We start from the raw sequence: 25,447 nt of genomic DNA on the forward strand, positions 1-25,447 counted from the left end.
GTCGCCGCCGTCGGCGCGGACATGTTCGCCGCGGCCGTCGAGGCGCAGGCCGTCCCCGTCGAGCGCGTCGACTGGAAGCCGCCGATGGAGGGCACGGTCGACGACCTCGCCACCGTCGCCGCCGACCCGCTGCGCCGCGACGCCAACGCGCTCGCGGTCAAGCGGATGCTCGACGTGCAGGCGATGCTCGTCGGCGTCGCGCCGGCCTCGGAGCTGCTCGGCCTCGAGAAGGGCCAGTTCCTCCACGCGGGTCCGCCGATCGAGTGGGCCCGCGCCTCCGGCCCGCTGCGCGGCGCGCTCATGGGTGCGGCCGCCTTCGAGGGCCTCGTCGAGGACCCCGAGGACGCCGTCGCGCTCTTCGAGTCCGGAACCGAGGTGACCCTCGAGCCGTGCCACCACCGCGGCGCGGTCGGCCCGATGGCCGGCGTGGTCTCGCCGTCGATGTGGATGTTCGTGCTCGAGGACCCGGCCACCGGCCGGCGTACCTACTGCTCGCTCAACGAGGGCCTCGGCAAGGTGCTGCGCTACGGCGCCTACTCCGCCGAGGTGCTCACCCGGCTGCGCTGGATGCGCGACTCGCTCGGCCCGCTGCTCGCGGAGGCCGTCACCGCCGCCGGCCCGATCGACGCGACCGCGATCCTCGGTCAGATGCTGCAGATGGGCGACGAGGCGCACAACCGCAACCGGGCCGGCACGCTCATGCTGATGCGCGACCTCGCGCCGCACCTGGTGCGCTCCTCGCGCCCGGCCGAGGAGGTGGCCGAGGCCTTCGCGTTCGTGGGCGGCAACGACCACTTCTTCCTCAACGTCGCGATGCCGGCCTGCAAGCTGGCGCTCGACGCCGCCCGCGACATCGAGGGCAGCACGATGGTCGTGGCGATGGCCCGCAACGGCACGGACTTCGGCATCCAGGTCTCCGGCACCGGCGACCAGTGGTTCACCGGCCCCGCCCAGCTCGCCGACGGCCTGTTCCTCGGCGACTACGGCCCGGACGACGCCAACCCCGACATCGGCGACTCCGCGATCACCGAGACCGCCGGCATCGGCGGCTTCGCGATGGCCGCGGCGCCCGCGATCGTGCGGTTCGTCGGCGGCACCGTGCCCGACGCGCTGGCGACCAGCCGCCGGATGCGCGAGATCACCATCGGCGAGAACGACCGCTGGCCGATCCCCGTGCTCGACTTCGCCGGCGCCGCCACGGGCATCGACGTGTCGTCGGTCTGCCGGACCGGCATCCTGCCGCAGATCAACACCGGCATGGCCGGCAAGCAGGCCGGCGTCGGCCAGGTCGGCGCGGGTCTCGTCACGCCCCCGGCGTCGATCTTCCCCGCCGCGCTCGCCGCGCTGGCCGAGCGCACCCGGGAGCGGGCCGGCGCCTAGCCCCCGACCGCCCGCACGACGTACGGCGCGCGCACCCCGGTCTTCCCGGGGGCGCGCGCCGTCGTCGTTCACGACTCGAGCAGGACCCGGACGTCGGCCGACTGGTCGAGCCGGTAGCCCACGCCGCGGACGGTGCTGATCGTCTCCCCCAGCCCGATCCGCCGCAGCTTGGCGCGCAGGTTCGACACGTGGACGCTGACGACGTTGGTGGGGCCGAGGCCGTCCGAGGCGTACGTCAGCGCCTGGAGCTCCTCGCGCGTGCAGACCGCGCCCGCGCGGCCGACCAGGCGCGCCAGCATCGCGAGCTCGGTCGATGTCAGGACCACCTCGTCCTCGCCCACGAGCACCCGCCGGGAGGTCGCGTCGATCCGCGCCGTGCGGCGGCGGTCCGGGCCGGCGCTGCCGGGCCGGGTGGACCGCGCCTGCGGCCGTCCGGGGCGGTGGATGCGGGCGGGCCGCCGCAGGACGGCCGCGACCCGCACCTGCAGCTCGCGGAGGGAGATCGGCTTGGTGACGACGTCGTCGGCCCCGGCCTCGAGGCTGGCCAGCCGGCTGGCCTCGTCCACGCGGGCCGAGGCCACCAGCAGGTAGCAGTCGCTCAGCTGCCGCACCTGCCGGCACACCTCGAGACCGTCGATGTCCGGCAGTCCCAGGTCGACGGTGACCAGCTCGGGCCGATGGCGCGCCACGAGCTCGCGGGCCCGCTGCCCCGTCCGAGCGGCGGCCACCCGGAAGCCGGCGCGCTCCAGGGCGGTCACCAGGAGCCGGGCCTGGTCCGGGTCGTCCTCCATCACGACGGCCACCCGGCGGTCCACGGAAGGCCCGCGTCGTGCACCCCGGCCCCCGGGCGTCATCGGGCCGCGTCGCCCGTGGGCGCCCGTCACGACCGCACGCCCGCGGCGTACAGGCCGAGCGCCAGCAAGGCGAGATGGGCGAGGACGAGCACGGACATGGTTCCCCCCGGTGGTCGGTGACGGGTCGGTCGCCGGTCAGACGGGGAGGGCGGGGAGGCGCTTACGCGGTGCGCGCGGTGGTCCAGACCGCCGCGCCAGGGTCACGCTGGTGCCTGGAACCTCACGACGTCGTTGGTCGGGTCCGGGTCGTCGTTGTCCGCCAGGGACACCGTCGCGGTCGCGTCGACCGGGCCCTCGACGACGACGTCGACCTGGAACGTGGTTCCCGTCGCCACCGTGCACGAGAGCGTCGTCGTGCCGGCCAGCTGCTCGCACGTGCTCGGTCCGGCGTGGACCTCGTACGACACCAGGCCCGGCACCGTGATCGTCACCTGCGCCGTCGCCACCGGCGCGTCCACCCGCAGCTCCAGGTGGTGGTGCGTGCCGTAATCGATGACCCGGCCGCCCGACGTCACCAGGTCGTACGTCGTCCGCTCGGGCTCCGGCTCCGGCTCGGGCTCGGGCTCGGGCTCGGGCTCGGGCTCGGGCTCGGGCTCGGGCTCCGGCTCCGGTTCCGGCTGCGGCTCGGGCTCCGGCTGCGGCTCCGGCTGCGGCTCCGGCTGCGGCTCGGGCTCCGGCTCGGGCTCCGGCTCCGGCTGCGGCTCGGGCTCCGGCTCGGGCTCCGGCTCGGGCTCCGGCTCGGGCTCCGGCTCCGGCTCCGGTTCTGGCTGCGGCTCCGGCTGCGGCTCCGGCTGCGGCTCCGGCTCCGGTTCCGGCTCGGGCTCCGGCTGCGGCTGCGGCTCGGGCTCCGGCTGCGGCTCGGGCTCCGGCGCCGGCTCCGGCGCCGGCTGCGGCGCGGGCTGCGGCTGCGGCGGCGGCGCGTCGACGTCGGGCACGACGGACGGCCCGGGCGCCGGCGGGGCGGTGTCCGGCACCGTGACCGGGGCGGTGACGAGCACGGCGTCCGGCACGTCCGCGGCGGGCGCCGGGTCCGCAGACGGCGACAGTGCCGCCGGCGGGGCCGCCGAGGGGGTCGGGGAGCCCGGAGAGCCCCGGGGCACCGTGATCGGGCTGGCGGCGACGTCGTCGGCCGGCGCGGGCGACGACGAGGTCGCCACGATCCCGACGGCGACGGCGGCGCAGGCCGCGACCGCGCCGGCGACGACGGCGGACGTGGCGACGGAGGGTTCGCGGAGCCGGCGCAGGCGCGGCGATCCGCCGCCGAGCGCGGCCCCGACGGGGAGCGCGCTGCCGGCGACGTACGCCGTCCCGGCGGCGCCGAGGAGGGCGGGGGCGAGGAGGGCACCGAGCCGGGTGTTCATGGCGGTGAGCTCGACGACCGCGCCGGCGCACCGGCGGCAGTCGGCGAGGTGGTCCTCGACGAGGGTGCGCTTGCGACCGGGGAGGCGGCCTCGGACGTACGGCGCGAGCAGGTCGTGCGTGGGACGGCACTCACCGACGCCCTCGGCCAGGTGAGCGGCGAGGTAGGCCTCCCGCAAGCCGTCGCGGGCGCGGAAGGCGAGCGCGGCGACGGCGTTCGCCCGGATGCCGAGCAGCCGACCGACCGTCGCCTGGTCGTCACCCTCGACCGCGGTGTGCCACAGCACGGCCTGCCAGCGCTCGGGCAGGCTCTGGAACGCCCGGGCCAGCAGCCGCGACTCCTCCCGACCGTCGAGCTCGCCCGCGCTCCCGGCCAGGGCGGGTTCGAGGTCGGTGTCGTCGTCGGTCAGCACGTGCCGGGCGTCGCGGCGCACGCGGTCGACGTGGCAGCGCCGGACGGTCGTCAGCAGGTAGCTGCGGAACGACGCCGTCGGCCCGCCGCCGGACCGCAGCACGCCGAAGACCTTCGCGAAGGCATCGGAGACGACGTCCTCGGCCGTCGCCGGGTCGGCCAGCCCGTGCGCGAACCGGAGCGCGGCGTCGTAGTGGCGCCGGTAGAGCTCCTCCACCGCGAGGCCGTCGGCCGACCGCGCCAGCTCGACGAGGTCGAGGTCGCTGCGTCCGTCGCCCGTCCCGTCCGGGTGGTCGGACGGCGAGCCTGCGAGGGGTGCGGTGGTCATGGCACCCCGGAGTCTTCCGCACGTCGCGGTGCGGCGTCACCGGCCGGGCCGCCGGGCTCGAGAACTTGAGGAATCCTGAAGACTCGGCGGCGTAAGGAACCGGCCCCCACCGACGTCCGGAGGGCATGAGGACCCGACCGGGCACCGCGGCCGCGCGCCGGTGCCACCCGTTCCGACGACGGGCCGACCGTCGCAGGGCCGACTTCGGCGCCGCCTGGGGTGCGCTGTCCCACACCGAGCGCGAGCAGGTCGCGCTGCTGTGGTGGGACGAGCTGCGCCGCGGCTGGCTGCCCCGCGCGGAGGACCTGGAGGACGCCGTCTGGCTGCTGCGCACGCGGGGCCGGCCGTGACGACGGTGCTGTGCGTCGAGGACGACGCCGAGCTGCGGCTGCTGCTGCGGACGCTGCTGCGGCGGCACGGCTGCACGCCGGTCGCGGTCGCCACCGAGCAGGAGGCGCGACGGGTGCTCGACACCGCGCCGGTGCAGCTGGTGGTCGCCGACGTCCGGCTCAACGGCAGGTCGGGGCTCGACCTCGTCCGCTGGCTGCGCGGCCGGCGCTCGACACGGACCCTCCCGGTCCTGCTCCTGAGCGGGACGCACGCCCGGAGGCGAGGTCGGCCGGCCTGCGGGCGGGTGCGGACGCCTACCTCACCAAGCCGTTCCGCGTCGACGACCTGCTCGGCACCGTCGACGGCCTCGCCGGGCGACGGGTCATGGCCTCGAGGGGAGCGTCGACCGGCGCGTCAGCCGGGGTGGGCGCCGGGCTCGCCGCGAGCAGCCCGCGCTGACGAGCGGCCCCTCAGCCCGCGCCGTCGGGCCGCGCGGCCAGCCGGCGGGCGAGGTACGGCGCCGTCGCCCCGACCCCCGCGGCGGCGACCTCGCGCGGCGTACCCGTCGCGACCACGCGGCCGCCGGTGTCGCCGCCGCCGGGACCGAGGTCGACGACGTGGTCGGCGGTGGCGATCGTGTCGAGGTCGTGCTCGACGAGCACCACGGTGTTGCCCGCGTCGACCAGCCGGTGCAGCTGCCGCAGCAGCCGGGCCGTGTCGGCCGGGTGCAGGCCCGCGGTCGGCTCGTCGAGGACGTAGAGGGTGTGGCCGCGGCGGGCGCGCTGCAGCTCGGTCGCCAGCTTGATCCGCTGCGCCTCGCCGCCGCTGAGCTCCGTGGCCGGCTGGCCCAGCCGGAGGTAGCCCAGCCCGACCTCGCGCAGCGCCTCCAGCCCGCGGGAGGCCGCCGGCACGTCGGCGAGGAGCCCGGCGGCCTCGTCGACCGGCATCGCCAGCACGTCGGCGATGCTGCGACCGCGGTAGGTCACCTCGAGCGTCTCGGCGTCGTACCGCGACCCGTGGCAGGTCGGGCACGGCGCGTAGGTGCTCGGCAGGAACACCAGCTCCACCGACACGAACCCCTCGCCCTGGCAGGTCGGGCAGCGGCCCTCGGCGACGTTGAAGGAGAACCGGCCGGCGCCGTACCCCCGCGCCTTCGCCTCGGGCGTCGCGGCGAAGAGCCGACGGACGGCGTCGAAGAGCCCGGTGTACGTCGCCAGGTTGGACCGCGGCGTCCGGCCGATCGGCCGCTGGTCGACCAGCACCAGGCGGTCGACCTGGTCGAGGCCGCTGGTCGCCCGGACGTCGAGCGTGCCGGCCGGGCGGGCCTCCTCCTCGCCGTCCGCGTCCTGCGGCTCGACCGCCGGCTGGCCGAGGTGGCGGCGGACGACCTCGGCGAGGACCTGGACCACCAGCGTGGACTTGCCCGAGCCGGACGGTCCCGTGACGGCGGTGAACGCGCCCAGCGGCAGCTCGACGGTGACGTCGTGGAGGTTGTGCCGCGTGACGCCCTCGAGCCGGAGCCTCCCCGCCGGCTCCCGCGGCTCGTGCTCGAGCGGCTCGGCGCGGCCGAAGAGGTGGGCGCTCGTCAGCGACTCCGCGACCTCCTCGAGCCCGGCGACCGGACCGGAGTAGAGCACCTGCCCGCCGCCCTCGCCGGCCCCGGGACCTATGTCGACGACCCAGTCCGCGCGGCGCACGACGTCCATGTCGTGCTCGACGACGAAGAGCGTGTTGCCCGCCGCCTTGAGCTGGTCGAGCACCGCGAGCAGCGGCTCGGCGTCGGCGGGGTGGAGTCCGGCGGACGGCTCGTCGAGGACGTAGACGACGCCGAACAGCCCCGATCGCAGCTGGGTGGCGATCCGCAGCCGCTGGGCCTCGCCCGGGGAGAGCGTGGTCGAGCCCCGGCCGAGCGAGAGGTAGCCCAGGCCGAGCCCGAGCAGGACCTCGATCCGCGCGACCAGGTCGGCGCTGATCCGCACCGACGCCTCGTCCGGGTCGCCCTCCGCCTCGGGTCGGAGCAGCTCGACGAGGTCGGTGAAGGGAGTCGCGTTGGCCTCGGCGATCGACATGCCGGCGAAGGTGACCGCGAGCGCCTCGGGTCGCAGACCGCTCCCGCCGCACGTCGGGCAGGGTGCGCTGCGGACGAACGCGAGCATCTGCTCGCGCATCTTCTCGCTCGGGGAGCTCGCGAGGGTCTGCTGCACGTGGCGGCGCGCGCTGCGGAAGGTGCCCATGTAGTCCCGGCCACCTCCGCCGTCCTTGTCCTGCGGCCGGATCAGCACCCGCGGCTGCTCGTCGGTGAACAGCAGCCAGTGCCGGTCCTCCGCGGCCAGCTCGCGCCAGGGCCGGTCGACGTCGATGCCGAGGTTCTTCACGATCCGGCGCAGGTTGTGGGCCTGCCAGGCGCCCGGCCACGCGGCGATCGCACCCTCGCGGATGCTCAGCGAGGTGTCGGGGACGAGCAGGTCCTCGGCGACGTCGTGGGTGACGCCGACGCCGTGGCACTGCGGGCAGGACCCGGCCGCGGTGTTCGGCGAGAACGCCTCCGCCGCCAGGTGCTCCGCACCCTCGGGGTAGGTGCCGGCGCGGGAGTAGAGGATGCGCAGCAGGTTCGACAGGGTCGTGATCGTGCCGACGGTCGAGCGCGAGCTGGTCCCGCCGCGCCGCTGCTGGAGGGCCACCGCCGGCGGCAGCCCGGTGATCTCCTCGACGTGCGGGACGCCGACCTGGTGCAGCAGGCGGCGGGCGTACGGCGCCACCGACTCGAAGTAGCGGCGCTGCGCCTCGGCGTACAACGTCCCGAACGCGAGCGAGGACTTCCCCGAGCCGGACACCCCGGTGAACGCCACCATCGCGTCCCGCGGCAGGTCGACGTCGACGTCCTTCAGGTTGTGCTCGCTCGCACCTCGGACCCGCACGCACCCGTCGATCGGGTCCTGCTGCTCCATGTCGTCCTTCCAAGGCCGGGGAGGCACCGCGGACTCGATACCCGTCTCCCGGCCATCCGACGCCCTCAGCACCGCGCCGGCCTGCGCTGGTCGAGCGGGGAGCGCGCTCCCGCGGGTGCCTTCCTCGTCGACGAACGACCAGAGCCCGGTCGTCCGCCGTGCGACCTGCAGAGATGTTCCGCCGGGTGGACTTCGGGTAGTCGGCCGACGATCCCCGGGTCCCGCCGACGCTCGACAGGGGCTCGCCGCTCGACCAGCCGGGAGGCCGGGGTCAGCGGCGCATGGCGGTGCGGGCGAGGCGGTTGCCGGCGAACTGGCAGACCTGGACGAGCGCCACGATGAGCAGGACCGCCGCCCAGGTGACGACCGGCTCGTACTGCCGGTAGCCGTAGGTGAGCGCGAACGAGCCGAGCCCACCGCCGCCGACGACGCTGGCGACCGCGGACATGTCGACGATCGCGACGAGCGCGAAGGTGTAGCCGAGGATCAGCGGGCCGAGGGCCTCGGGCAGCAGGACGGTCAGCGTCGTGCGGAGCCGACCGGCGCCCATCGCGCGGGAGGCCTCGAGCACGCCGGGGTCGACCGAGACCAGGTTCTGCTCGACGATCCGGCTGATGCCGAAGGCCGCGGCCACGGAGAGCGCGAAGATGATCGCCGGGTTGCCGATGCCGGTGCCCACGACGAGTCGCGCGGCCGGCTGGGCGGCGGCGATGAAGATGACGAACGGGATCGGCCGGAAGAAGTTCACGAGCAGGTTGAGCACGACGTGCACGACCCGGTTCGGGGCGATGCCGCCCGGTCGCGTCGTGTGGAGCAGGAGCCCCAGGACCAGCCCGGCGACGCCACCGATGAGCAGTGTGGCCGCGACGATGCCGAGGGTCTCGCGGGTGGCCTCCCAGAAGAGGGAGTCCAGCTCGATCAGTCGGTCCATCAGGGAGCCTCCGTCCCGATCTCGGCCGCGGAGGCCGGGGTGGTGACCTCGACCAGCGTGGCGACGTACGACACGGCGTCGGCGACAGCGGCGTCCGCGCCGGTGAGCGCGAAGGTGAGGTGGCCGAAGGTGCGGCCGTGGACGTCCTCGACGCCGCCGTGCACCAGCTCGAAGGTCACGCCGCGGTCGATGAACGCCGCGAACACGTCGGCCGGGGAGGCGTCGCCGTCGCGGAAGGACAGCGTGACCATCCGGCCGGCGTGGCGCTCGCGCAGCCGGTCGAGCGCCCGCGGCTGCGGGCCCTTCTCCACGAGCGTGCTGACGAACCGCTGCGTCGCGGGGTGCTGCGGCGCGGCGAAGACGTCGTAGGTGTCGCCCAGCTCGACGATCCGGCCGCCCTCCATCACCGCGACCCGGTGGGCGAGCGAGCGGACGACCTCCATCTCGTGGGTGATGAGCACGATGGTGACGCCGAGCTCCTCGTTGACCCGCCGGAGCAGCGCGAGCACCTCGGCGGTGGTCTGCGGGTCGAGGGCGCTGGTGGGCTCGTCGGCGAGGAGGATCTGCGGGTCGGTGGCGAGCGCGCGGGCGATGCCGACGCGCTGCTTCTGCCCGCCGGAGAGCTGCTCGACGTGCACGTGCGCCTTGTCGGCGAGACCGACGAAGTGCAGCAGCTGCGAGATCCGCTCGCGGTGCTGGTCCTTGGGGACGCCGGCGACGGTGAGCGGGTAGGCGATGTTGCCCCACACGGTGCGCGAGGCGAACAGGTTGAACTGCTGGAAGATCATCCCGATGTCGCGGCGCACCTCGCGCAGCGCGCGCTCGGAGAGGCCGCTGACCTCACGGCCGGCGACGGTGACGGTGCCGCTGGTCGGCCGGTCGAGCGCGTTGACCAGCCGCAGCAGCGTCGACTTGCCGGCACCGGAGTAGCCCACCACCCCCAGCACCTCGCCGGCCCGCACGTCGAGGTCGACGTGGTCGAGCGCGGTCACGGCGGCGCCCTGCCGGGAGCGCGCCGGGAAGACCCGGCTGACGTCCGCGAGGCGGATCAGCGGGTCCCCGGTCGCCGGGGTGCTGGGGGTGGCGGTCACCGGTGGCTCCTGCTCAGTCCTGCTCGGCGGCGCGGGTGTCGTCCTCGACCTCGCGCAGCGAGGCCTGGAGCTCCTCGACGGGGGTGTCGAGCATGACCGCGGTGCCGCCGGAGACCTCGACGACGCCGTCCTGGACGGCCTGGGTCTCCTGGTAGATCTCGACCAGCTCGCGGTACGTCGGGTCGTCGACGTCGTCGGCACGGACGGCGAAGATGTTGGCGTACGGCAGCGCCTTCGGGTCGGCCGGGTCGTCCTGGGCCAGCGCGTCGTCGAAGTCGAGGCCGGCCCGCTCGACGAAGTCGTTGTTGACGACGGCGCCGGCGAGGTCGTCGAGCGAGGTGGCGGTCAGCGCGGCGTCCAGCGCGGTGACCTCGACGCGGGAGGCGGCCTCGTCGACGTCGGCGAGGTCGGAGAAGATCGTGCCGCCGGACGTCAGCTCGATGAGGCCGGCCGACTGGAGCAGCACCAGCGCGCGGGCCTGGTTGCTGGCGTCGTTCGGCACCGCGACCGTGGCGCCGTCGGGGATGTCCTCGACGGAGTCGTACTGCTTGGAGTGCAGGCCGAGCGGGTAGATCGCGGTCGCGCCGACCGGCTGCAGGTCGTCGTCGGCCGCGACGTTGTAGTCGGCGAGGAAGACGATGTGCTGGAACTGGTTCATGTCCAGCTCGCCCTCGGAGACGGCCGGGTTGGGCTGGTTGTAGTCGGAGAAGTCGATGACCTCGACGTCGATGCCCTCGTCCGCGGCGGCCTCCTGGAAGTCGGTCCAGTAGGGGTCGCTCGCGCCGACGACGCCGAGCCGCACGCTGCGGCGGTCCTCGGCGGCCTCGTCGTCACCGCCGGTGAGGACGACGACCAGGCCGACGACGACGGCGACCGCGACGAGTGCCGCCAGCAGGAGCGGCCAGCGGCGGCGGCTCGGTGCCTCGATGAGGGGGGTGCTGCTTCCGGAGGTGTTCGACATGCGTGGTCCTTCGTCGGAGGAGCCGCTCGTGGCGGCTCGTGGTGGAGAGTCGTGGTCTGCCGGTCCCGCGGCAGCGCACGGCGACGGGTCACGTCGCCGGGCACGAGGGGGACGGTGGGTCCAACGGCGAGCGGGGCGCTTCATTCCTGGCTCGGGCGGAACGGCGGCGTCGACTCGGTCACACCGGGCCGGCGCGGTGAGGCGGACGCGGCGGCGCACGCCCCGCTCGGAGGCCGCCCTCCGGCCGCTCCTGAGCGGGGGCTGAGGACGCTCTGAAGGTGTCCTGAAGCGCGCTCCGTGGCTTCGTCGCGGCCGCGCACCGCGTGTGACCATGGAGAGGTGAGCGACCGGGTCGATGCAGCCGTGCTGTGGCTTCGTGCCACCGCCGTCGGCTCCGTCGCGGTCCTGCTCGGGGTCGCCGGGCACGTCTCCGCCGACGGCCTGCTGCCCGGGCTCGGCCTGCTGGCCGCGATGCTCGTCGGCGCGGTGCTCCTGGCGGTCCCGCTGCTCGCCCGCCCGGCCTCGGCCCTCCGGCTGGTGGTGGTCACGGTCGGCGGGCAGGCGCTGCTGCACCTCGGGCTGACCCTCACCGCGGGCCACGCCGGCGACCCGGTGGCCGCCGCCCCGGCCCCGCGCGCGGGAGCGCTCGACGCGCTGCCGACGGTGGACGGGCGGCGGGTCGGCTCGCTGCACGACGCGTACGCCGCCATGGCCGGCGAGGCCGCGCCGGCACCGGCCCTGCCGGTCGGCCGGGTGCTGGCCGAGCTGCAGGCGCACGCGCCGATGATGCTCGTCCACGTGGGCGTCGCGGTCCTCGTCGGGTTGTGGCTGGCGCGCGGCGAGCGGTGCCTGTTCACCGTGCTCGCGCTGACCCGCCGCGTGGTCCTGCGCCTCGTCGTCCTGGCCCGCCCCGTGCGCGCCGAGCCCACCCGTCTCCGCCCGGCGGCCGCGCACCGCGTGCCGGTGCTGCGCGACCCCTGGCTCGTCCGGCCGGCCAGCCGGCGCGGTCCACCGCTGCTCGCGGCCTGACCCCGACTCCCGGCCGGCACCTCCACCGGCCATCCCACCCGTCGAGCACCTCGCGCCGGCATGCGCCCGCAGGTGTGGCCGGCGTACCGAGCACGCAAGGACGCGTCATGAGCAAGAAGAAGCCCCAGCAGAGCCAGAAGAAGAACCAGAAGAAGTCCCCCAACCTCCCGCCGGTCGACGGCGGAGCCGCCCGCCAGAAGCAGCAGTCGCGCCGGGCCGAGATGGCCGAGCTGATGGCCGAGCGCAAGCGCGCCGAGCGCCGCCGCACCGTGCTGACCCAGGTCGGCATCGGCGCCGTCGTCGTGGCGCTGGTCGTCGGCGTGACGATCGCGGTGCTGGCGAACCGTGGTCCCGACGAGCCCGCCGCCGCGCCGTCCCGCCTCACCTCCGACGGCTCGGTCCGGTTCGGGGCCGCGGACGCCGACGTGACCGTGCAGGTCGTCGAGGACTTCCAGTGCCCGGCCTGCGGGGCGTTCGAGGCCGCGATGGGCGACGTGCTCGCCGACTACCGCGCCTCCGACGACGTCGCGGTGGAGTACCGCCCGATCGCGTTCCTCGACCGCGCCTCCACCGACGAGTACTCCACGCGCGCCCTCAACGCCTCGATGTGCGTCCTCGAGGACGCCGGCGCCGACGCGTGGATGACGATGCACGAGTCGCTCTTCGCCCAGCAGCCCGCCGAGGGCGGCGCGGGCCTCGACGACGCCACCCTGGTCGCGCTCGCCGCGGACGCCGGCGCCGAGGGCGACGCCGTCACCTCCTGCATCGAGGACCGCACCTACGACGACTGGGCCGAGGAGCAGACCGACCGCGTCTTCGACTCCGGCGTCAGCAGCACCCCGACCGTCCTCGTCAACGGCGAGCAGGTCCCGAACGGCGAGCTCGAGGCGGCGGTCGAGGCGGCCCGGTCGTGACCGACTCCCCCGTCACGGACGAGCACGAGCCGGAGCCCGCCTGGGACGAGGGCCCGGACCAGCGCGGGGACGAGGGCGTGCGGCTGCGGCCGTACGGCGTCGGGCTGGTCGTCCTCGGCGCGCTGGGACTGCTGGCGGCGTTCACGCTGACCGTCGACCGGATCAAGCTGCTCCAGGACCCGTCGTACACCCCGTCGTGCAACTTCAACCCGGTGCTGTCCTGCGGCTCGGTGATGGTCACCGACCAGGCGTCGGTGCTCGGCTTCCCCAACCCGCTGCTGGGCATCCTCGGCTTCAGCGTCGTCGTCACCCTCGGCGTGCTGCTCGCCGCCGGCACGCGGGTGCCGACCTGGGTGCTAGGCGGGCTCGCGACGGTGTCGCTGGTCGCGTGGGGCTTCGTGCACTGGCTGGCCTTCGAGAGCCTCTACCGCATCGACGCGCTGTGCCCGTGGTGCCTGGTCGTGTGGGCGGTGACGGCGCCGATCGCCCTGTGGTCGGCGCTCGTCGCCCTGCGCCTGGCCGTCGGCGGCCGCGTCGTCGAGGCGGTGTGGTCGGTGCGCTACCTGGTGCTGCTGGCCTGGTACCTCCTCGTCGTCGTCCTCGTCCTCGAGCGCTTCTGGGACTACTGGAGCACCCTGCTGTGAGACCCCTGCCCTCCCTCCGCCTCCTCGCCGCGACCGCACTGACGCTGCTGGTCGTCCACCCCGTCCCGGCCGCCGCGCACGCCGGGCTCGTCGACTCCGACCCCGAGCAGGGCGAGCGGCTGGCCGAGGCGCCGAGCGTGGTGACCTTCGAGTTCACCGAGGCGATGTCGGAGCCGGCGTACGTCGCCGTCACCCCGCCCGACGGCTCCGACGTGCTCGTCGGCACGCCGGTCGTCGACGGCACCACCGTCCGCCAGAGGGTCCGCCCCGGCGGGCCGGCCGGCGCGTGGACCACGGCCGTCCGCGCCGTCTCCTCCGACGGCCACCCGGTCACGGTCGAGATCGCGTTCACCGTCGCCGCGCCCGCCCGGTCCGCCGAGCCCACGGCGTCCGCCGAACCGGCCGAGCCGCCCGCGAGCGAGGAGCCCGAGCCGGCCACGCCGGTCGAGCCCTCGGCGCAGGAGGACGACGGCTGGTCGACGACCGAGGTCGTCGTGGCCGCGGCGATCGGCGTCGGCGCGGCGGCGGTCGCGGTCGCGGCCGTCCTCGTCGTGCGCCGCCGACGGGCCGCCCGATGAGCCCGGCGGCCGTGAGCCCGCGGACCCTCGGCGCCGCCGGCGCGCTCGCCGCCGGCCTGGTCGCGCTGCTGGGGCTGCTCGTGCACGGCGGCGGCTCGCCGCAGCCGGTGCCGGCCGGTCTGCCCGATCCCGGCCGGGTCACCGGGTGGGGCCTGCCGCTGCTGGGCTACGCCGGCCTGGTGCTCGGCGTCCTCGCCGTCGGCAGCCTCCTGGTGCCCGCGCTGACCGCGGACCGCGCCGACGACCGGCTCGCCGGCCGCTCGGTCGCGGCCGTGCGACTGGTGCGCCGGCTCGGCCTCACCTGGGCCGTCGTCGTGCTCGCCGAGCTGGTGCTGACGTTATCCGACCAGTTCGCGGTGCCGCTGGGCGACGTGCGGTGGTCGGAGCTGTCCGGCTTCGCCCGCCAGGTCGACCAGGGCCAGGCGCTGCTCGTGCAGGCGTTCGTCGCGCTGCTCGTCGGGCTGGTGAGCAGGTGGGTGCTGACCGTCCGCGAGAGCGGCTTCGTGCTCGCCCTCGCACTGGTCGGACTGCTCCCGCCGGTGCTCACCGGGCACTCCGCGGCCTCGGGCAGCCACGACACCGCCGTCGTCAGCCTGCTCCTGCACGTCGGCGCCGCCGCGGTGTGGACCGGCGGCGTCGTCGCGCTGTGGTGGCACCTCGGCCCCCGGGCTGCCGGCCGGACCAACGGGTCCGCCGCGGACGAGGCCCGCGCCCGCGCCGCTTCGCGCTTCTCCGGACTCGCGGCGTGGTGCCTCGTGCTGGTCGTGGCCTCCGGCGTCGTCAACGCGCTGGTCCGCCTCGGCTCCCCGGCCGAGGTCCTCACCACCGGCTACGGGCACGGCGTCCTGGCGAAGCTGCTCGTCGTCGCCGCGGTCGCGGTGCTCGCCGCCCGGCTGCGGCGCGGCGTGCTCGCGCGGGCCGGTGCGTCCTCCGACGCGGGCCGCTCGACCACCGGGCCGCTGCTCGGCCTGACCGGGGTCGAGCTCGGCCTGATGGCGGTCGCCGGCGGGCTCGGCGTCGCCCTCGGCCGCACCCCGCCGCCGGTCGGTGAGCCGTACACGAGCGCCGCGGAGAGCCTGCTCGGCGGGCCGCTCCCGCCCGCACCCGACCTCTGGCGCCTCCTCACGGCGTACACGCCCTCGGCGCTGGGCCTCACCGCCCTCGGCCTCGGCGGCGCGGCGTACGTCGTCGGCCTCCTCGCGCTGCGCCGGCGTGGTGTCCCGTGGTCGGTCGGCCGGACGATCTCGTGGTTCGTCGGCATCGCGCTCGTCGCCTACGCGACGATGGGCGGGCTCGGCACCTACTCGCACGTGATGTTCAGCGCCCACATGGCCGCGCACATGGTGCTGTCGATGGTCGCGCCGATCTTCCTCGTGCTCGGCGCACCCGTGACTCTCGCGCTGCGGGCGCTGCCCGGCAGCGACGTGCCCGGCGGGCAGGGGCCACGGCAGTGGCTCGCCGCGGCCCTGCAGTCGCGCGTCTCGCGGGTCGTCGTGCACCCGATCACCGCAGCGGCGGTGTCGGTCGCGAGCCTGTACGCCGTCTACTTCACCGGGCTCTACGGCGCACTGATGGAGAACCACCTGGGCCACACGCTCATGGAGGTGCACTTCCTGGTCTCGGGCTACCTGCTCTTCGAGGTGCTCGTCGGCGACGCCCCGATCCCCCACCGCGTCGGCCACTTCGCGCGGCTCGGGATGCTGCTCGTCGTCATGCCGTTCCACGCGTTCTTCGCGGTCGTGCTGATGGGCTCCGACGGCGTCGTCGCCGAGTCCTACTACGCCATGCTGGACCGGCCGTACGCCACCGACCTGCTCCAGGACCAGTACGTCGGCGCCTCGATGACCTGGGCCCTCGGCGAGGTCCCGATGGTCATGGTGCTCGTCGTCCTGCTCGCGCAGTGGGCCCGCGACGACCGCCGTCAGGCCAAGCGCCAGGACCGGCACGCCGACCGCACCGACGACGCCGAGCTCGCGGCGTACAACGCCATGCTGGCGCGCGCCGCCCGCTCCTCGTCCCCCGAGGACTGACAGCACCGGCTGGTCGAGGAAGGCGCGCTAGCGCCTGTCTCGAGACCCGCCGTCCGCGCCGAGCCGCACCGCGACGAGGGCGACGTCGTCGGCCGCACCGCTCGGCACCAGCCGGGTCAGCAGGCGGTCGCAGAGCTCGTCGAGCGTGAGGTCCTCGGCGGCGAGCTCGCGCACGGCCTCGCTCAGCCGCGCGAGCCCGGCGTCCAGGTGCTCGCCGCGACGCTCGACCAAGCCGTCGGTGTAGAACACGACCGTGCTGCCGGGGCCGAGCACGACCTCCTGCTCCGTGCGGCCCGGCCCCTCGCCGATGCCGAGCAAGGGGTCGCGCACGGCCGGCTCCAGCGTCTCGACCCGGCCGTCAGGGTGCACAGCGACGGGGTCGAGGTGCCCGGCGTTCGACCAGCGCAGCCGGGTGGGACCCGGCGCACCCGAGTCCGGCCGGTCGAGACGCGCCACCAGCGCGGTCGCGAGCACGTCGACCTCCAACAGGCGCATCGCGCCCTCCAGGTCGTGCAGGACCGCCGCCGGCCCGGCGCCCGTGGTCACGGCGATGCCGCGCAGCAGCGTCCGCGCCTGGCCCATGGCGGCGGCCGCGGCGACGTCGTGCCCGATCACGTCGCCGATGACGACCACGGTGGCGCCGTCCTGCTGGCGGAACGCGTCGTACCAGTCCCCGCCCACCCGGGCGGCGACGGCGGCGGGCGCGTAGCGCACCGCGACCTGGAGGTGGTCGATCGCGGGAGGCGCGGTCAGCATGCTGCGCTGCAAGCCCTCGGCCAGGTCGCGCTGCAGCCCGAAGAGGCGGGTGTTGTCGATCGCGAGTCCCGCTCGGTTCCCGAGGTCGAGCAGGAGCGCGACGTCCTCGTCCGTGAACGGCGCCCGCCCCTCCCCGCGGAAGGCGCTGAGGAGGCCCACCACGCGGCCGCGCGCACGCAGCGGGATGAAGGCACCGGACCGCGGCGCCAGGGCGGCGATCGCGTCGCGCGCGGGTCCGGGCGACAGCGAGCCCAGCAGGGCCTGGGTGGCGTCGGTGCGGTGGATCACCGGCTGCTGGCCGGTCGCCGCCCGTGCCAGGGGCGCGGAGTCGCTCAGCGCGCGCAGCCGGGTGGAGGCGTAGGCGGTCACGAGCGCCCGCTTGACCGGGTCGTGGTGCCAGTGGCCCGCGTCGCGCAGGTTCGTCCGCCACGAGCGGGGGGCGGTCGTCCCGGCGCCGGCCGGCTCGGTCAGGAGCGTGACGATCGACCAGTCCGCGACCCGGGGGGTGATGAGCTGGGGCAGTCGGCGTACCGCCTCCTCGGTGTCCAGCGTGGTCGCCAGGGACGCGCTGACGTCCGAGAGCAGCTGCGTCTGCTCCGCCCCCTCTTGCAGCCGGTCGTGGGCCCGTCGGCGGTCGGTGATGTCGATGAAGTACACCGCCAGGCCGTCCGGCGACGGCCAGGCACGCACCTCGTACCAACCGTCCAGCGGCGCCGGGTAGTACGCCTCGAAGGCCACCGGGTCGCCCGTCTCGACCGCCCGTCGGTAGTGCTCCTCGAAGGTGCCGCCGACAGCGGCCGGGAAGCGGTCCCAGACGACCTCCCCGATCAGGCTGTCCCGGGTGGCGGCCAGCAGCCGCTCGGCCTCGCCGTTGACGTAGCCGAACCGCCAGTCGGCATCGAGCTGGTAGAAGGCGGTCGGCATCGACTCCAGCACCCGGGCGACCCGCGCGTCGCCGTCCCGGCGCGCCGTCGAGTCGTGGGCGGCCCCCAGGAGGCGCACCGCGGAACCGTCCGGTCCGGCGACGGCCTGGCCCCGGGCTTCCACCCATCGGGTGCGACCGCCCGGCAGCAGGATCCGGTACTCGGACTCGAACGTGCCGCAGGTGTCGATCGCGGCCCCGAGCGCCGACTCGACCCGCACCCGGTCCTCGGGATGCACGCACGCGCGGAACGCCTCGATGGTGCCCGCGAACGCGTCACGGTCCAGCCCGAACAGGTCGAGCAGCCGGTCGTCCCAGCGCAGCTCCCCGGTCACGAGGTCCCAGTCGAACGCCCCGACGCCACCCGCGTCGACGGCGAGCTGCCACACCAGGCGGTCGTCCTCGTACGTCGCCACCAGGGCGCCCAGCTCCAGCTCGGCCACGACCGGGCCGGCGAGCTCCTCGAGCAGGGCCACGTCGCGTCCGGACCAGCGGCGGGGCGCCCGGTCGGAGACGCACAGCGCGCCGACGACGTGTCCGCCCGTCCGCAGTGGCACGCCGAGGCGGGAGCCGGCGGCGTCCGTAGTGGTGTCCCGGCGCACCGGACCGTCCTCGAGGAGGACCCGCGCACACAGGCCCTCGTCGAGCGGACCGGTGGCTTCGGGCCTGCGCGGCGCCGGCCCGGCGGAGGCCACCACCGTCTGCACCTCGCTCAGGAGCACGACCTGGGCGGCCTGGGCGTCGAGCAACCGCCGAGCGAGGTCGGCCAGGCGGTCCAGGCCCGTCCCCGCCGCAGCAGGAGCCGGACGACCCGGCCGCTCGTCCAGGCCGGTGCCCGCGGCCCCTCCGAGCGACGCCAGCAACCGGCGCGCCTCGAGGGCTCGACCGGACGACGACGGCGCGCCCGACCGCGTGACGGGGTCGCCCGTCGACGCATCATCCACTGCAGCCTCCCGCTCCCCCCTGCAATCTAACGACAGCGCGGGCGCATCGCCGGGCCACTGCCCGGCGGGAGCTGCTCGAGGACCCCGATGACGAGCAAGGCCCTCGACCGCATCGCTGCGATCGAGGGCCCGTCAGGGAGCCGCCTGTCGGAATCGAACCGACGACCTATTCATTACGAGTGAATCGCTCTACCGACTGAGCTAAGGCGGCGCGCTGCCCGGCGCGGTCGGGACCTGCCGGGCAACCCGGGTGAGTATACGGAGGCCGCCTGCCGGGAGCGAAACCGGCGGGTGCCGGTGGCGGTGGGCCGTGCTCAGGCCGCGAGGACGACCTTGTCGGACGTCGCCGGGGCGAGGGTGTAGAGCGCCGACTGCTCGGCGCCGCACCAGCAGGTGAAGGTGGCGACCGGGCCCTGCTCGCTCTCGGCGACCGCCGTGACCTGGGAGGGGAAGATGAGCTGGCGCTTCGCGCAAGCGGTGCAGACGTGGGTGAACACGGCGGATCCTTTCGTTCTCGGGTGCAGGAGTGCTGACTCCATTCTGGAGGAGTTCAAGCCATAGGGGTAGCCTGACCTTCCTTCGCTCGACATAGGATCCACCTATGCTTTCTGTGCACCAGCTCACATGCTTCCTGGCGGCGTACGAGCAGGGCTCGCTGACCCGCGCGGCGGAGGAGCTCGGCTACGCGCAGCCGTCGGTCTCCGAGCAGATCCGCGCACTGGAGAAGTCGCTCGGCGTCCAGCTCTTCCGACGCATCGGCCGGGGCGTGACCCCGACGACGGTCGCCGACACGCTGCGGCCGTACGCCGAGCGCGTGCTCGCCTCGATCGACGAGGCGGAGCGGGCGGTGCAGAGCGTCCGGTCGCTGGAGACCGGCACGATCCGGTTCGGCATGTTCGGCACCGCCCGCCTGTACGCCGGCGCCGACCTGGTCGCCGACGTGCTCGAGCGCTACCCCGGCGTCCGCGTGGAGCTCGTCGGCCAGAACTCCACCGACGTCCAGGAGGAGCTGCGCCGCGGGCGGCTCGAGGCCGCGATGATCGCCGTGGCAGCCGCGTCCAGCGAGGGCATGACGATCACGCCGGTCGCCCGCGACGAGCTCGTCTACATCTCCGCCGACCCCGATCGGGTCGCGTCGCCGGTCACCGCCGCGCGGCTCTCGCAGGCCTCGCTGGTCATGCCGGAGACGACCTGGCGCGCGAACGACTCCACCCGGATCGTGCTGCGCCAGATGCTCCACGAGGTCGGCCGCAACCCGGCGACCCGGATCGAGGTCGAGGACGTCGAGACCGCCGTCGAGCTGGTCGGCATGGGCCTGGCCGACAGCGTCGTGCCCCGAGGCGTGGTCGACCAGCTGCTCCCGCGGCTGGCGCCGAACGCCGGCTGGACGTCACTGCGCCCGCGACAGCACGACATCCTCGCGATCGTGCACCGCGCCGACGCGATCCTCTCGCCCGCCGCCCAGCTGATGATCGAGCTCGCGACGCGCCGCATCCAGGAGATCTGCGAGCCGGTCCGGCCCCGGTGAGCCCTCCTCCTGTTATTGTCTAGTTATTCACTCGACTTAGCAGGAGGAAGCATGACCAGCACGCTGGACCGTTCCGCCGGCTCGACCCCTACCGCTCGTCCGTCCGCCACCGCCGCGCCTCCGCTGCCCACCGTCCGCAAGGTCGGCGGACGCATCGGCGCCGTGGTCGAGGACGTGACCCTCGGCCCCGACCTGCACCCGGAGGCCGTCGCGGCGGTCCGTGCCGCCCTGCTCACCCACAAGGTCGTCTTCTTCCGCGGCCAGCACCACCTCGACGACGCCGGCCAGCTCGCGTTCGCCGAGCAGCTCGGCACGCTCACGACCGCCCACCCGACCGTCAACACCGGCAGCGCGCACGTGCTCAGCCTCAACGCCACGAAGGGGATGGCCGCCAACAGCTGGCACACCGACGTCACCTTCGTCGACAGGATCCCGGCGATCAGCATCCTGCGCGGCGTCACGATCCCGCCCTACGGCGGCAACACCGTCTGGGCCAACACCGTCACGGCGTACGACGCCCTCACCCCGCCGCTGCGCGCCCTCGTCGACGACCTGTGGGCGGTGCACACCAACGAGTACGACTACGTCGCCAGCTCGGAGGACCCCGAGGGCGACTCACCGGACCGCGACGCGCTCGACCGCGGCCAGTTCCGCGCGACGTACTACGAGACCGAGCACCCCGTCGTCCGGGTCCATCCCGAGACCGGCGAGCGCTCGCTCGTGCTCGGTCACTTCGTCAAGCGGTTCGTCGGGCTCAACACCGCCGAGTCCAGTGCGCTGTTCAAGCTGCTCCAGGACCGGGTCACCAGGCTCGAGAACACCGTCCGCTGGCAGTGGCAGGAGGGCGACGTCGCGATGTGGGACAACCGGGCGACCCAGCACTACGCGGTCGCCGACTTCGACAACCACCGTCGCGAGGTACGCCGCGTGACCCTCGTCGGCGACGTGCCGGTCGCGATCGACGGGCGCACCAGCCGCGTGGTCGCCGGCAGCTCCGATGCCTACACCCGGATCGACGAGCTGATCAGCTGAGGCGGGTCTCGAACGGTTCCCAGCGGGACCTCCTCGACCAGCCGGCGGCACCGGCCGGAGCGGGTCAGCAGCGCAGCCCGTCCTCGGGGACGGTGCCGTCGAGGAGGTAGGACTCGATCGCCTCGTCGACGCAGGCGTTGCCGGCGTTGTAGCCGGTGTGGCCGTCGCCTTCGCGGGTGACGAGGACGCCAGGCTCGAGCCGGTCGGCGAGCGCCTCGGCCCAGGCGTACGGCGTGGCCGGGTCGCGCGTCGTGCCGACGACGACGATCGGCGGCGCGCCGGATGCGTCGACCTCGGGCGTCTCGACCGTCGCCCGGGCGCGGACCCCGACGCAGCCGGCCAGCCCCCAGGCGAACACCTCGCCGAAGGTCGGCGAGACCCGCTCGAAGGCCGGCACCTGCGCCGGGATGTCGGCGGGGTCGACCGCGGTCGGGTCGTCGAGGCAGTTGATCGCGAGGATCGCCTCGGCGCTGTTGTCGGTGTAGCCGTCCGGTCCGCGGGAGGAGTAGAGGTCGGCGAGCTGCAGCAGCAACCGGCCGTCCCCGCCGAAGGCCGCTCCCAGCGCGCGGGTCAGGAGCAACCAGTAGTCCCGGTTGTAGAGCGGCGCGACGATCCCGTAGAAGGCGTTGCCGACGGCGAGCTCCCGGCCTCCGGCGGGGAGCGGCTGCGCGTCCACCTCGTCGAGGAAGTCGGTCAGCCGCTGCAGCCCCGCCTCGACGGAGTCGCCGAGCGGGCAGCCGCCGGTGGCGACGCAGTTCTCGACGTACGCCCGGATCGCGGTCTCGAAGCCGCGCGCCTGCCCGAGGCTCTGCTGCCGCAGGTCGAGGGAGAGGTCCACCGCCCCGTCGAGGACGAGCCGGCCGGCGCGGTCGGGGAACAGCTCGGCGTACGTCGCACCGAGCTTGGTGCCGTACGACGCCCCGAAGTACGTCAGCGTCGACTCGCCCAGGGCGGATCGCAGCACGTCCATGTCCATCGCGGCCTCGACCGTGGTCACGTGGTTCGCCAGCTCGCCGGACTCCTCCGCGCAGCCGGCGTTGAAGGCGCGCTGGGCCTGCTCGAGCGCCTCCGCCTCCTCGCGGTCGTCGGGGGCGGGGTCGGCGGCGAGGAAGACGTCGAGCTGCTCGTCGGAGACGCAGTCGACGGCGGTCGAGAAGCCGGTGCCGCGCGGGTCGAACCCGACGACGTCGAAGCGCTGCAGCAGCGGTTGCCCGAACACCAGCCCGGCCTGGGAGGCGTACGTCGTGCCGGGTGCGCCGGGGCCGCCGGGGTTGACCACGAGCGAGCCGATCCGCTGCTCCGGGTCGGCCGCCGGCACCCGCAGGACCGCGACCTCGATCGTCTCGCCGCTGGGGCGGGCGTAGTCGAGGGGCACCGTGAGCCGGGTGCACTCCTGGTCCCCGCAGGCCTGCCAGGCCAGCTCCTGCTCGTAGAAGCGGGCGAGCGCCGGCCGCGGCGGGTCCTGCGCGCCCGGCTCCGGCGTCGTGGTCGGCGCCGGCACCGTGCGGGCGGCCTCCGACGACTCCGAGCCGGGGGTGCTCGAGCCGTCGCCCGAGGACAGGCCCGCGATCGCGATGCCGATGCCGCCGAGGACGAGCGCGGCGACCAGCACCAGCACGATGAGGCGGACGGTTCCCTGCTTCATCGGGCACTCCCCTGGGCCGGCGTCCGCAGCGCGACCATCATCGACTCCAGCGCCAGCGGCACCGGCACGTTGAACTCCAGCATCTGCTGGCGGGCCTCGAAGATCCAGCCGATCCGGCGCAGGTTCAGCTCCGGGGTCGAGGTGCGGACGATCTCGGCGAGGTCGGCGCGGAGCTCGGCGTTCACCAGCTCACCGGGCGCACCCGTCCCGAGCGCGACCGCGTCGCGGTAGACCGACACGAGGTCCATCAGCGCCCGGTCGACGACGTCCAGGACCCGTCGCTTGGCTCGCCGCTTCTGGTCCTCCTGAAGGCTCTTCAGCGCGGCGGCGTACTCCCGGGCCCGCCGGCCACGGTCCTCGTAGCCGAACGCCTGGTCCAGGTCGGCCTTGTCCCGCGCGTCGCGGTCGGAGGTGATCGCCTCGGCCTCCTCCTTGGTGACCTCGGCGAGCTTCGTCGCGGCGCTCATGCACGCACCGAGGCTGGTGAGCCTGGCCGGGATCGCCACGACCTCGTCGCGCCGCCGCCGCGCCCCCTCGTCGCGGGCGAGGGCGCGGGCCCGGCCGATGTGGCCCTGGCTGGCGCGGGCCGCCCGAGAGGCCAGCGCGGGGTCGACCCCGTCGGTCCGCTCCAGGAACGCGGCGACGTCGGGGGTGGACGGCGTCGACAGCGTCACGAGCCGGCAGCGCGAGCGGATCGTCGGCAGCACGTCGTCGACGGTCGGGGCGCAGAGCAGCCACACGGTGCGGGCGTTCGGCTCCTCGATCGCCTTGAGCATCGCGTTGCCCGAGTGGTCGTTGAAGCGGTCGGCGTCCTCGACCACGATGACCTGCCACCGCTGGCCGACCGGGCTGAGCGCCGCCCGGCGGACCAGCTCCCGGGCCTCGCCGACGCGGAACTGCACCGACTCGGTGCTCACCACGACGACGTCGGCGTGGGAGCCGGCGAGGACCGTGCGGCAGGAGTGGCAGGCGCCGCAGCCGGCCTGCTCGCACTGGAGGGCGGCGGCGAAGGCGATGGCGGCGTTCGACCGGCCCGAGCCCGGCGGACCGGTGAACAGCCACGCGTGGCTCATCCCCTGCCCCCCGGCGGCGGCCCGGAGCGCCTCGACCGGCCTGGCCTGCCCGACCAGGGACTCCCAGACGGTCATCGGGACGCCTGCCCGAGCAGCGGCTCGACCCGCGCGCGCACGGCCGCGGCGATCTCGTCGACGGGGGCGCGTGCGTCGAGCACGACGTAGTGGTCGGGGTCCGCCGCGGCCATCCGCACGAACGCCTCGCGCACCCGCCGGTGGAACGCCAGCGACTCCCCCTCGATCTTGTCCCGCTCCGCGAACCGGCCCAGCCCCTGCTCCGGCTCGAGGTCGAGCACGACGGTCAGGTGCGGGCGCAGGTCGTCGGTCGCCCACCGCGAGATCCGCTCGACCATCGCCACGTCGAGGTCGCGGCCGGCGCCCTGGTAGGCGAGCGAGGAGTCGACGTACCGGTCCATCACCACGACCTCGCCCCGCTCCAGCGCGGGCCGCACGACCCGCGCGACGTGCTCGGCGCGGTCCGCGGCGTACAGCAGCGCCTCGGTGTGCGGGTCGAGCGCACCGGTCGCCGGGTCGAGCACCAGGCGCCGCAGCACCTGCCCGACCTCGGTGTCGCCGGGCTCGAAGGTCAGCACGACGGCGTACCCCTCGGACTCCAGCCACGACTGCAGCCGGCGGGACTGGGTGGACTTCCCCGAGCCCTCCCCACCCTCGAAGCAGACGAGGACGCCGGTCGATGCGTGCACGCGCCGAACCTACGTGGGGGCACCGACGGCGGCCAACGCCGGGCGCCTGCCAGACTCCCCGGCCATGACCACCGCGCGCACCGTCCCGGTCACGACCGAGATGGACGGCGACGAGCTCGACGCCGAGGACGCCTGGCACCTGGCGCGCCACCACGGGCTGCGGCGGGTGGCGGTCGACTCGTTCGTGCGGTTCCGGTACGGCGACGGGTTCACCAACAGCCGGGCACTCGCCCTGCAGGCCTGCCTGGCGGTCGTGCCGTTCCTGCTGGCGCTGACGGGGCTCACCGCCGACCTCGACCAGGAGCGGCTGGCGGAGGTCGTCGCACTCACCGTCCAGCAGGTCTCGCCCGGTCACGGCGGCGGCGACGCCCTCGCGGGTGCCGTGGCCGGCGGCGACAGCAGCGAGGACGCCGGCGAGGTCGCCCTTGTGCTCGGCCTGCTGCTGTCGCTGGTGTCGATGGCGACCGCGATGGGGCAGGTCGAGCGCGGCACGAACCGGATCTACGGCATCCGCCGCGACCGGCCCGCGCTGCACAAGTACGGCCGGGCCGCGGTGCTCACCGCCCTGCTCGCCGTGCCGGTCGGGCTCGGGTTCCTGCTGCTCGTCGCGGGCGGGGCGTTCGGGGAGGCGATGGTCGAGGTCTACGGCTGGTCCGCGGGCACCGAGCTCGCGTGGGACATCGCCCGCTGGCCGCTCGGACTGGCGCTGCTCGTCGTCACGATCGCGGTGCTGCTCGACCACGCGCCGCGGCGACGCCAGCCGGCGCTGTCGTGGCTGGCGCTCGGCTCGGCCACCGCCGTGCTGGTCAGCCTGCTCGCGGCAGCCGGCCTAGCGGCGTACGTCCGGCTGAGCGGGTCGTTCGGCGAGACCTACGGCCCGCTCGCGGGCATCATGGCGCTGCTGCTGTGGTCGTGGCTGAGCGCGACCGGGCTGTTCTACGGGACCGCGGTCTGCGCACAGCTCGAGGCCTACCGCGCCGGCGAGACGGAGCCGGCGTACGACGACCCCGGCCGCCCGCACGGGCGGGCGGTCGGGGACCTCTGAGCCGGCCGG

The 25,447-nt window shown here is 74.9% G+C and carries 21 protein-coding genes and 1 tRNA gene; 10 read left to right on the plus strand and 12 right to left on the minus strand.

Annotated elements, in window-relative coordinates; genetic code table 11:
* Positions 1–1,380 (plus strand): DUF1116 domain-containing protein (locus G6553_RS06125; RefSeq protein WP_166190151.1); only part of this gene is annotated, 1,380 nt, incomplete at its 5' end.
* A 68-nt stretch (positions 1,381–1,448) separates the two neighbouring features.
* On the opposite strand, the gene G6553_RS06130 is transcribed toward G6553_RS06125, so the two are convergent.
* Positions 1,449–2,195, minus strand: coding sequence for a response regulator transcription factor (locus G6553_RS06130; protein ID WP_166190153.1), 747 nt, complete (start codon positions 2,193–2,195; stop codon positions 1,449–1,451).
* A gap of 239 nt (positions 2,196–2,434) precedes the next feature.
* Positions 2,435–4,333 (minus strand): sigma-70 family RNA polymerase sigma factor, encoded by a 1,899-nt coding sequence (locus G6553_RS06135; RefSeq protein WP_166190155.1) that lies wholly within the window; start codon positions 4,331–4,333, stop codon positions 2,435–2,437.
* Between the two features lie 125 nt (positions 4,334–4,458).
* Here G6553_RS06135 and G6553_RS20985 point away from each other — a divergent pair, with 125 nt between their 5' ends.
* On the plus strand, positions 4,459–4,683 hold the full coding sequence (locus G6553_RS20985) for a hypothetical protein (RefSeq protein ID WP_242680066.1): 225 nt from the start codon (positions 4,459–4,461) through the stop codon (positions 4,681–4,683).
* 450 nt (positions 4,684–5,133) lie between these two features.
* Here G6553_RS20985 and uvrA read toward each other — a convergent pair whose 3' ends face one another.
* From uvrA to G6553_RS06160, 4 genes are all read right to left on the minus strand, one after another.
* Positions 5,134–7,611, minus strand: a complete 2,478-nt coding sequence (gene uvrA / locus G6553_RS06145; protein ID WP_166190157.1) for an excinuclease ABC subunit UvrA — start codon at positions 7,609–7,611, stop codon at positions 5,134–5,136.
* 271 nt (positions 7,612–7,882) lie between these two features.
* Positions 7,883–8,542: an ABC transporter permease subunit gene (locus G6553_RS06150; RefSeq protein WP_166190159.1), complete on the minus strand. Its 660-nt coding sequence runs from the start codon at positions 8,540–8,542 to the stop codon at positions 7,883–7,885.
* Positions 8,542–9,633 (minus strand): methionine ABC transporter ATP-binding protein, encoded by a 1,092-nt coding sequence (locus G6553_RS06155; protein WP_347565539.1) that lies wholly within the window; start codon positions 9,631–9,633, stop codon positions 8,542–8,544. Before G6553_RS06155 ends, G6553_RS06150 begins: the two co-directional genes overlap by 1 nt.
* Positions 9,634–9,646: 13 nt before the next feature.
* On the minus strand, positions 9,647–10,594 hold the full coding sequence (locus G6553_RS06160; protein WP_166190161.1) for a MetQ/NlpA family ABC transporter substrate-binding protein: 948 nt from the start codon (positions 10,592–10,594) through the stop codon (positions 9,647–9,649).
* Positions 10,595–10,933: 339 nt separating this feature from the next.
* Here G6553_RS06160 and G6553_RS06165 point away from each other — a divergent pair, with 339 nt between their 5' ends.
* The 5 genes from G6553_RS06165 (at position 10,934) to G6553_RS06185 (ending at position 15,789) form a co-directional block, all read left to right on the plus strand.
* On the plus strand, positions 10,934–11,623 hold the full coding sequence (locus G6553_RS06165) for a hypothetical protein (RefSeq protein ID WP_166190163.1): 690 nt from the start codon (positions 10,934–10,936) through the stop codon (positions 11,621–11,623).
* Between the two features lie 107 nt (positions 11,624–11,730).
* A complete protein-coding gene (locus tag G6553_RS06170) occupies positions 11,731–12,537 on the plus strand; it encodes a thioredoxin domain-containing protein (protein WP_166190164.1) in 807 nt (268 codons plus the stop codon).
* Positions 12,534–13,181 carry a vitamin K epoxide reductase family protein gene (locus G6553_RS06175; protein WP_166190166.1) on the plus strand — a complete coding sequence of 216 codons (648 nt, stop codon included), beginning with the start codon at positions 12,534–12,536 and terminating at the stop codon, positions 13,179–13,181. The genes G6553_RS06170 and G6553_RS06175 overlap by 4 nt, the downstream gene beginning before the upstream one ends.
* The gene (locus G6553_RS06180; protein WP_166190168.1) at positions 13,178–13,759 is read left to right on the plus strand and encodes a copper resistance CopC family protein; all 582 of its coding nucleotides are present in this window, start codon (positions 13,178–13,180) and stop codon (positions 13,757–13,759) included. Before G6553_RS06175 ends, G6553_RS06180 begins: the two co-directional genes overlap by 4 nt.
* Positions 13,760–13,770: 11 nt before the next feature.
* Entirely contained in the window at positions 13,771–15,789 is a 2,019-nt protein-coding gene (locus tag G6553_RS06185) for a cytochrome c oxidase assembly protein (RefSeq protein WP_166190169.1), read from the plus strand.
* A gap of 27 nt (positions 15,790–15,816) precedes the next feature.
* Here G6553_RS06185 and G6553_RS06190 read toward each other — a convergent pair whose 3' ends face one another.
* From G6553_RS06190 to G6553_RS06200, 3 genes are all read right to left on the minus strand, one after another.
* The gene (locus tag G6553_RS06190; RefSeq protein WP_166190171.1) at positions 15,817–18,411 is read right to left on the minus strand and encodes a SpoIIE family protein phosphatase; all 2,595 of its coding nucleotides are present in this window, start codon (positions 18,409–18,411) and stop codon (positions 15,817–15,819) included.
* A 138-nt stretch (positions 18,412–18,549) separates the two neighbouring features.
* Positions 18,550–18,622: transfer RNA gene (locus G6553_RS06195), tRNA-Thr, on the minus strand.
* 103 nt (positions 18,623–18,725) lie between these two features.
* Positions 18,726–18,908 carry a hypothetical protein gene (locus G6553_RS06200; protein WP_166190174.1) on the minus strand — a complete coding sequence of 61 codons (183 nt, stop codon included), beginning with the start codon at positions 18,906–18,908 and terminating at the stop codon, positions 18,726–18,728.
* 104 nt (positions 18,909–19,012) lie between these two features.
* Between G6553_RS06200 and G6553_RS06205 the strand changes: the two genes are divergently transcribed.
* Both G6553_RS06205 and G6553_RS06210 read left to right on the plus strand, forming a co-directional pair.
* Entirely contained in the window at positions 19,013–19,939 is a 927-nt protein-coding gene (locus G6553_RS06205) for a LysR family transcriptional regulator (protein ID WP_166190176.1), read from the plus strand.
* A 51-nt stretch (positions 19,940–19,990) separates the two neighbouring features.
* Positions 19,991–20,971, plus strand: a complete 981-nt coding sequence (locus G6553_RS06210; RefSeq protein WP_166190178.1) for a TauD/TfdA family dioxygenase — start codon at positions 19,991–19,993, stop codon at positions 20,969–20,971.
* Between the two features lie 64 nt (positions 20,972–21,035).
* Here the strand turns inward: G6553_RS06210 and G6553_RS06215 are convergent, their stop codons facing one another.
* From G6553_RS06215 to tmk, 3 genes are read right to left on the minus strand one after another with little or no spacing between them, the layout of a single operon-like run.
* The gene (locus G6553_RS06215; RefSeq protein ID WP_166190180.1) at positions 21,036–22,616 is read right to left on the minus strand and encodes an alpha/beta hydrolase; all 1,581 of its coding nucleotides are present in this window, start codon (positions 22,614–22,616) and stop codon (positions 21,036–21,038) included.
* Positions 22,613–23,764 carry a DNA polymerase III subunit delta' gene (locus G6553_RS06220; RefSeq protein ID WP_166190182.1) on the minus strand — a complete coding sequence of 384 codons (1,152 nt, stop codon included), beginning with the start codon at positions 23,762–23,764 and terminating at the stop codon, positions 22,613–22,615. Before G6553_RS06220 ends, G6553_RS06215 begins: the two co-directional genes overlap by 4 nt.
* Positions 23,761–24,393: a dTMP kinase gene (gene tmk / locus G6553_RS06225; RefSeq protein ID WP_166190184.1), complete on the minus strand. Its 633-nt coding sequence runs from the start codon at positions 24,391–24,393 to the stop codon at positions 23,761–23,763. Before tmk ends, G6553_RS06220 begins: the two co-directional genes overlap by 4 nt.
* 64 nt (positions 24,394–24,457) lie before the next feature.
* Between tmk and G6553_RS06230 the strand changes: the two genes are divergently transcribed.
* The gene (locus G6553_RS06230) at positions 24,458–25,438 is read left to right on the plus strand and encodes a YihY/virulence factor BrkB family protein (RefSeq protein WP_166190186.1); all 981 of its coding nucleotides are present in this window, start codon (positions 24,458–24,460) and stop codon (positions 25,436–25,438) included.
* Positions 25,439–25,447: the final 9 nt, after the last annotated feature.

The organism is Nocardioides sp. IC4_145 (genome assembly GCF_011250565.1).
Lineage (GTDB): Bacteria > Actinomycetota > Actinomycetes > Propionibacteriales > Nocardioidaceae > Nocardioides.

Excerpts from the sequence above, each read along its gene's own strand:
- G6553_RS06135 (WP_166190155.1), bottom strand. The coding sequence starts at position 4,333 with ATGACCACCGCACCCCTCGCAGGCTCGCCGTCCGACCACCCGGACGGG.
- G6553_RS20985 (WP_242680066.1), top strand. The coding sequence starts at position 4,459 with ATGAGGACCCGACCGGGCACCGCGGCCGCGCGCCGGTGCCACCCGTTC.
- uvrA (WP_166190157.1), bottom strand. The coding sequence starts at position 7,611 with ATGGAGCAGCAGGACCCGATCGACGGGTGCGTGCGGGTCCGAGGTGCG.
- G6553_RS06150 (WP_166190159.1), bottom strand. The coding sequence starts at position 8,542 with ATGGACCGACTGATCGAGCTGGACTCCCTCTTCTGGGAGGCCACCCGC.
- G6553_RS06160 (WP_166190161.1), bottom strand. The coding sequence starts at position 10,594 with ATGTCGAACACCTCCGGAAGCAGCACCCCCCTCATCGAGGCACCGAGC.
- G6553_RS06170 (WP_166190164.1), top strand. The coding sequence starts at position 11,731 with ATGAGCAAGAAGAAGCCCCAGCAGAGCCAGAAGAAGAACCAGAAGAAG.
- G6553_RS06205 (WP_166190176.1), top strand. The coding sequence starts at position 19,013 with ATGCTTTCTGTGCACCAGCTCACATGCTTCCTGGCGGCGTACGAGCAG.
- G6553_RS06210 (WP_166190178.1), top strand. The coding sequence starts at position 19,991 with ATGACCAGCACGCTGGACCGTTCCGCCGGCTCGACCCCTACCGCTCGT.
- G6553_RS06215 (WP_166190180.1), bottom strand. The coding sequence starts at position 22,616 with ATGAAGCAGGGAACCGTCCGCCTCATCGTGCTGGTGCTGGTCGCCGCG.
- G6553_RS06220 (WP_166190182.1), bottom strand. The coding sequence starts at position 23,764 with ATGACCGTCTGGGAGTCCCTGGTCGGGCAGGCCAGGCCGGTCGAGGCG.
- G6553_RS06230 (WP_166190186.1), top strand. The coding sequence starts at position 24,458 with ATGACCACCGCGCGCACCGTCCCGGTCACGACCGAGATGGACGGCGAC.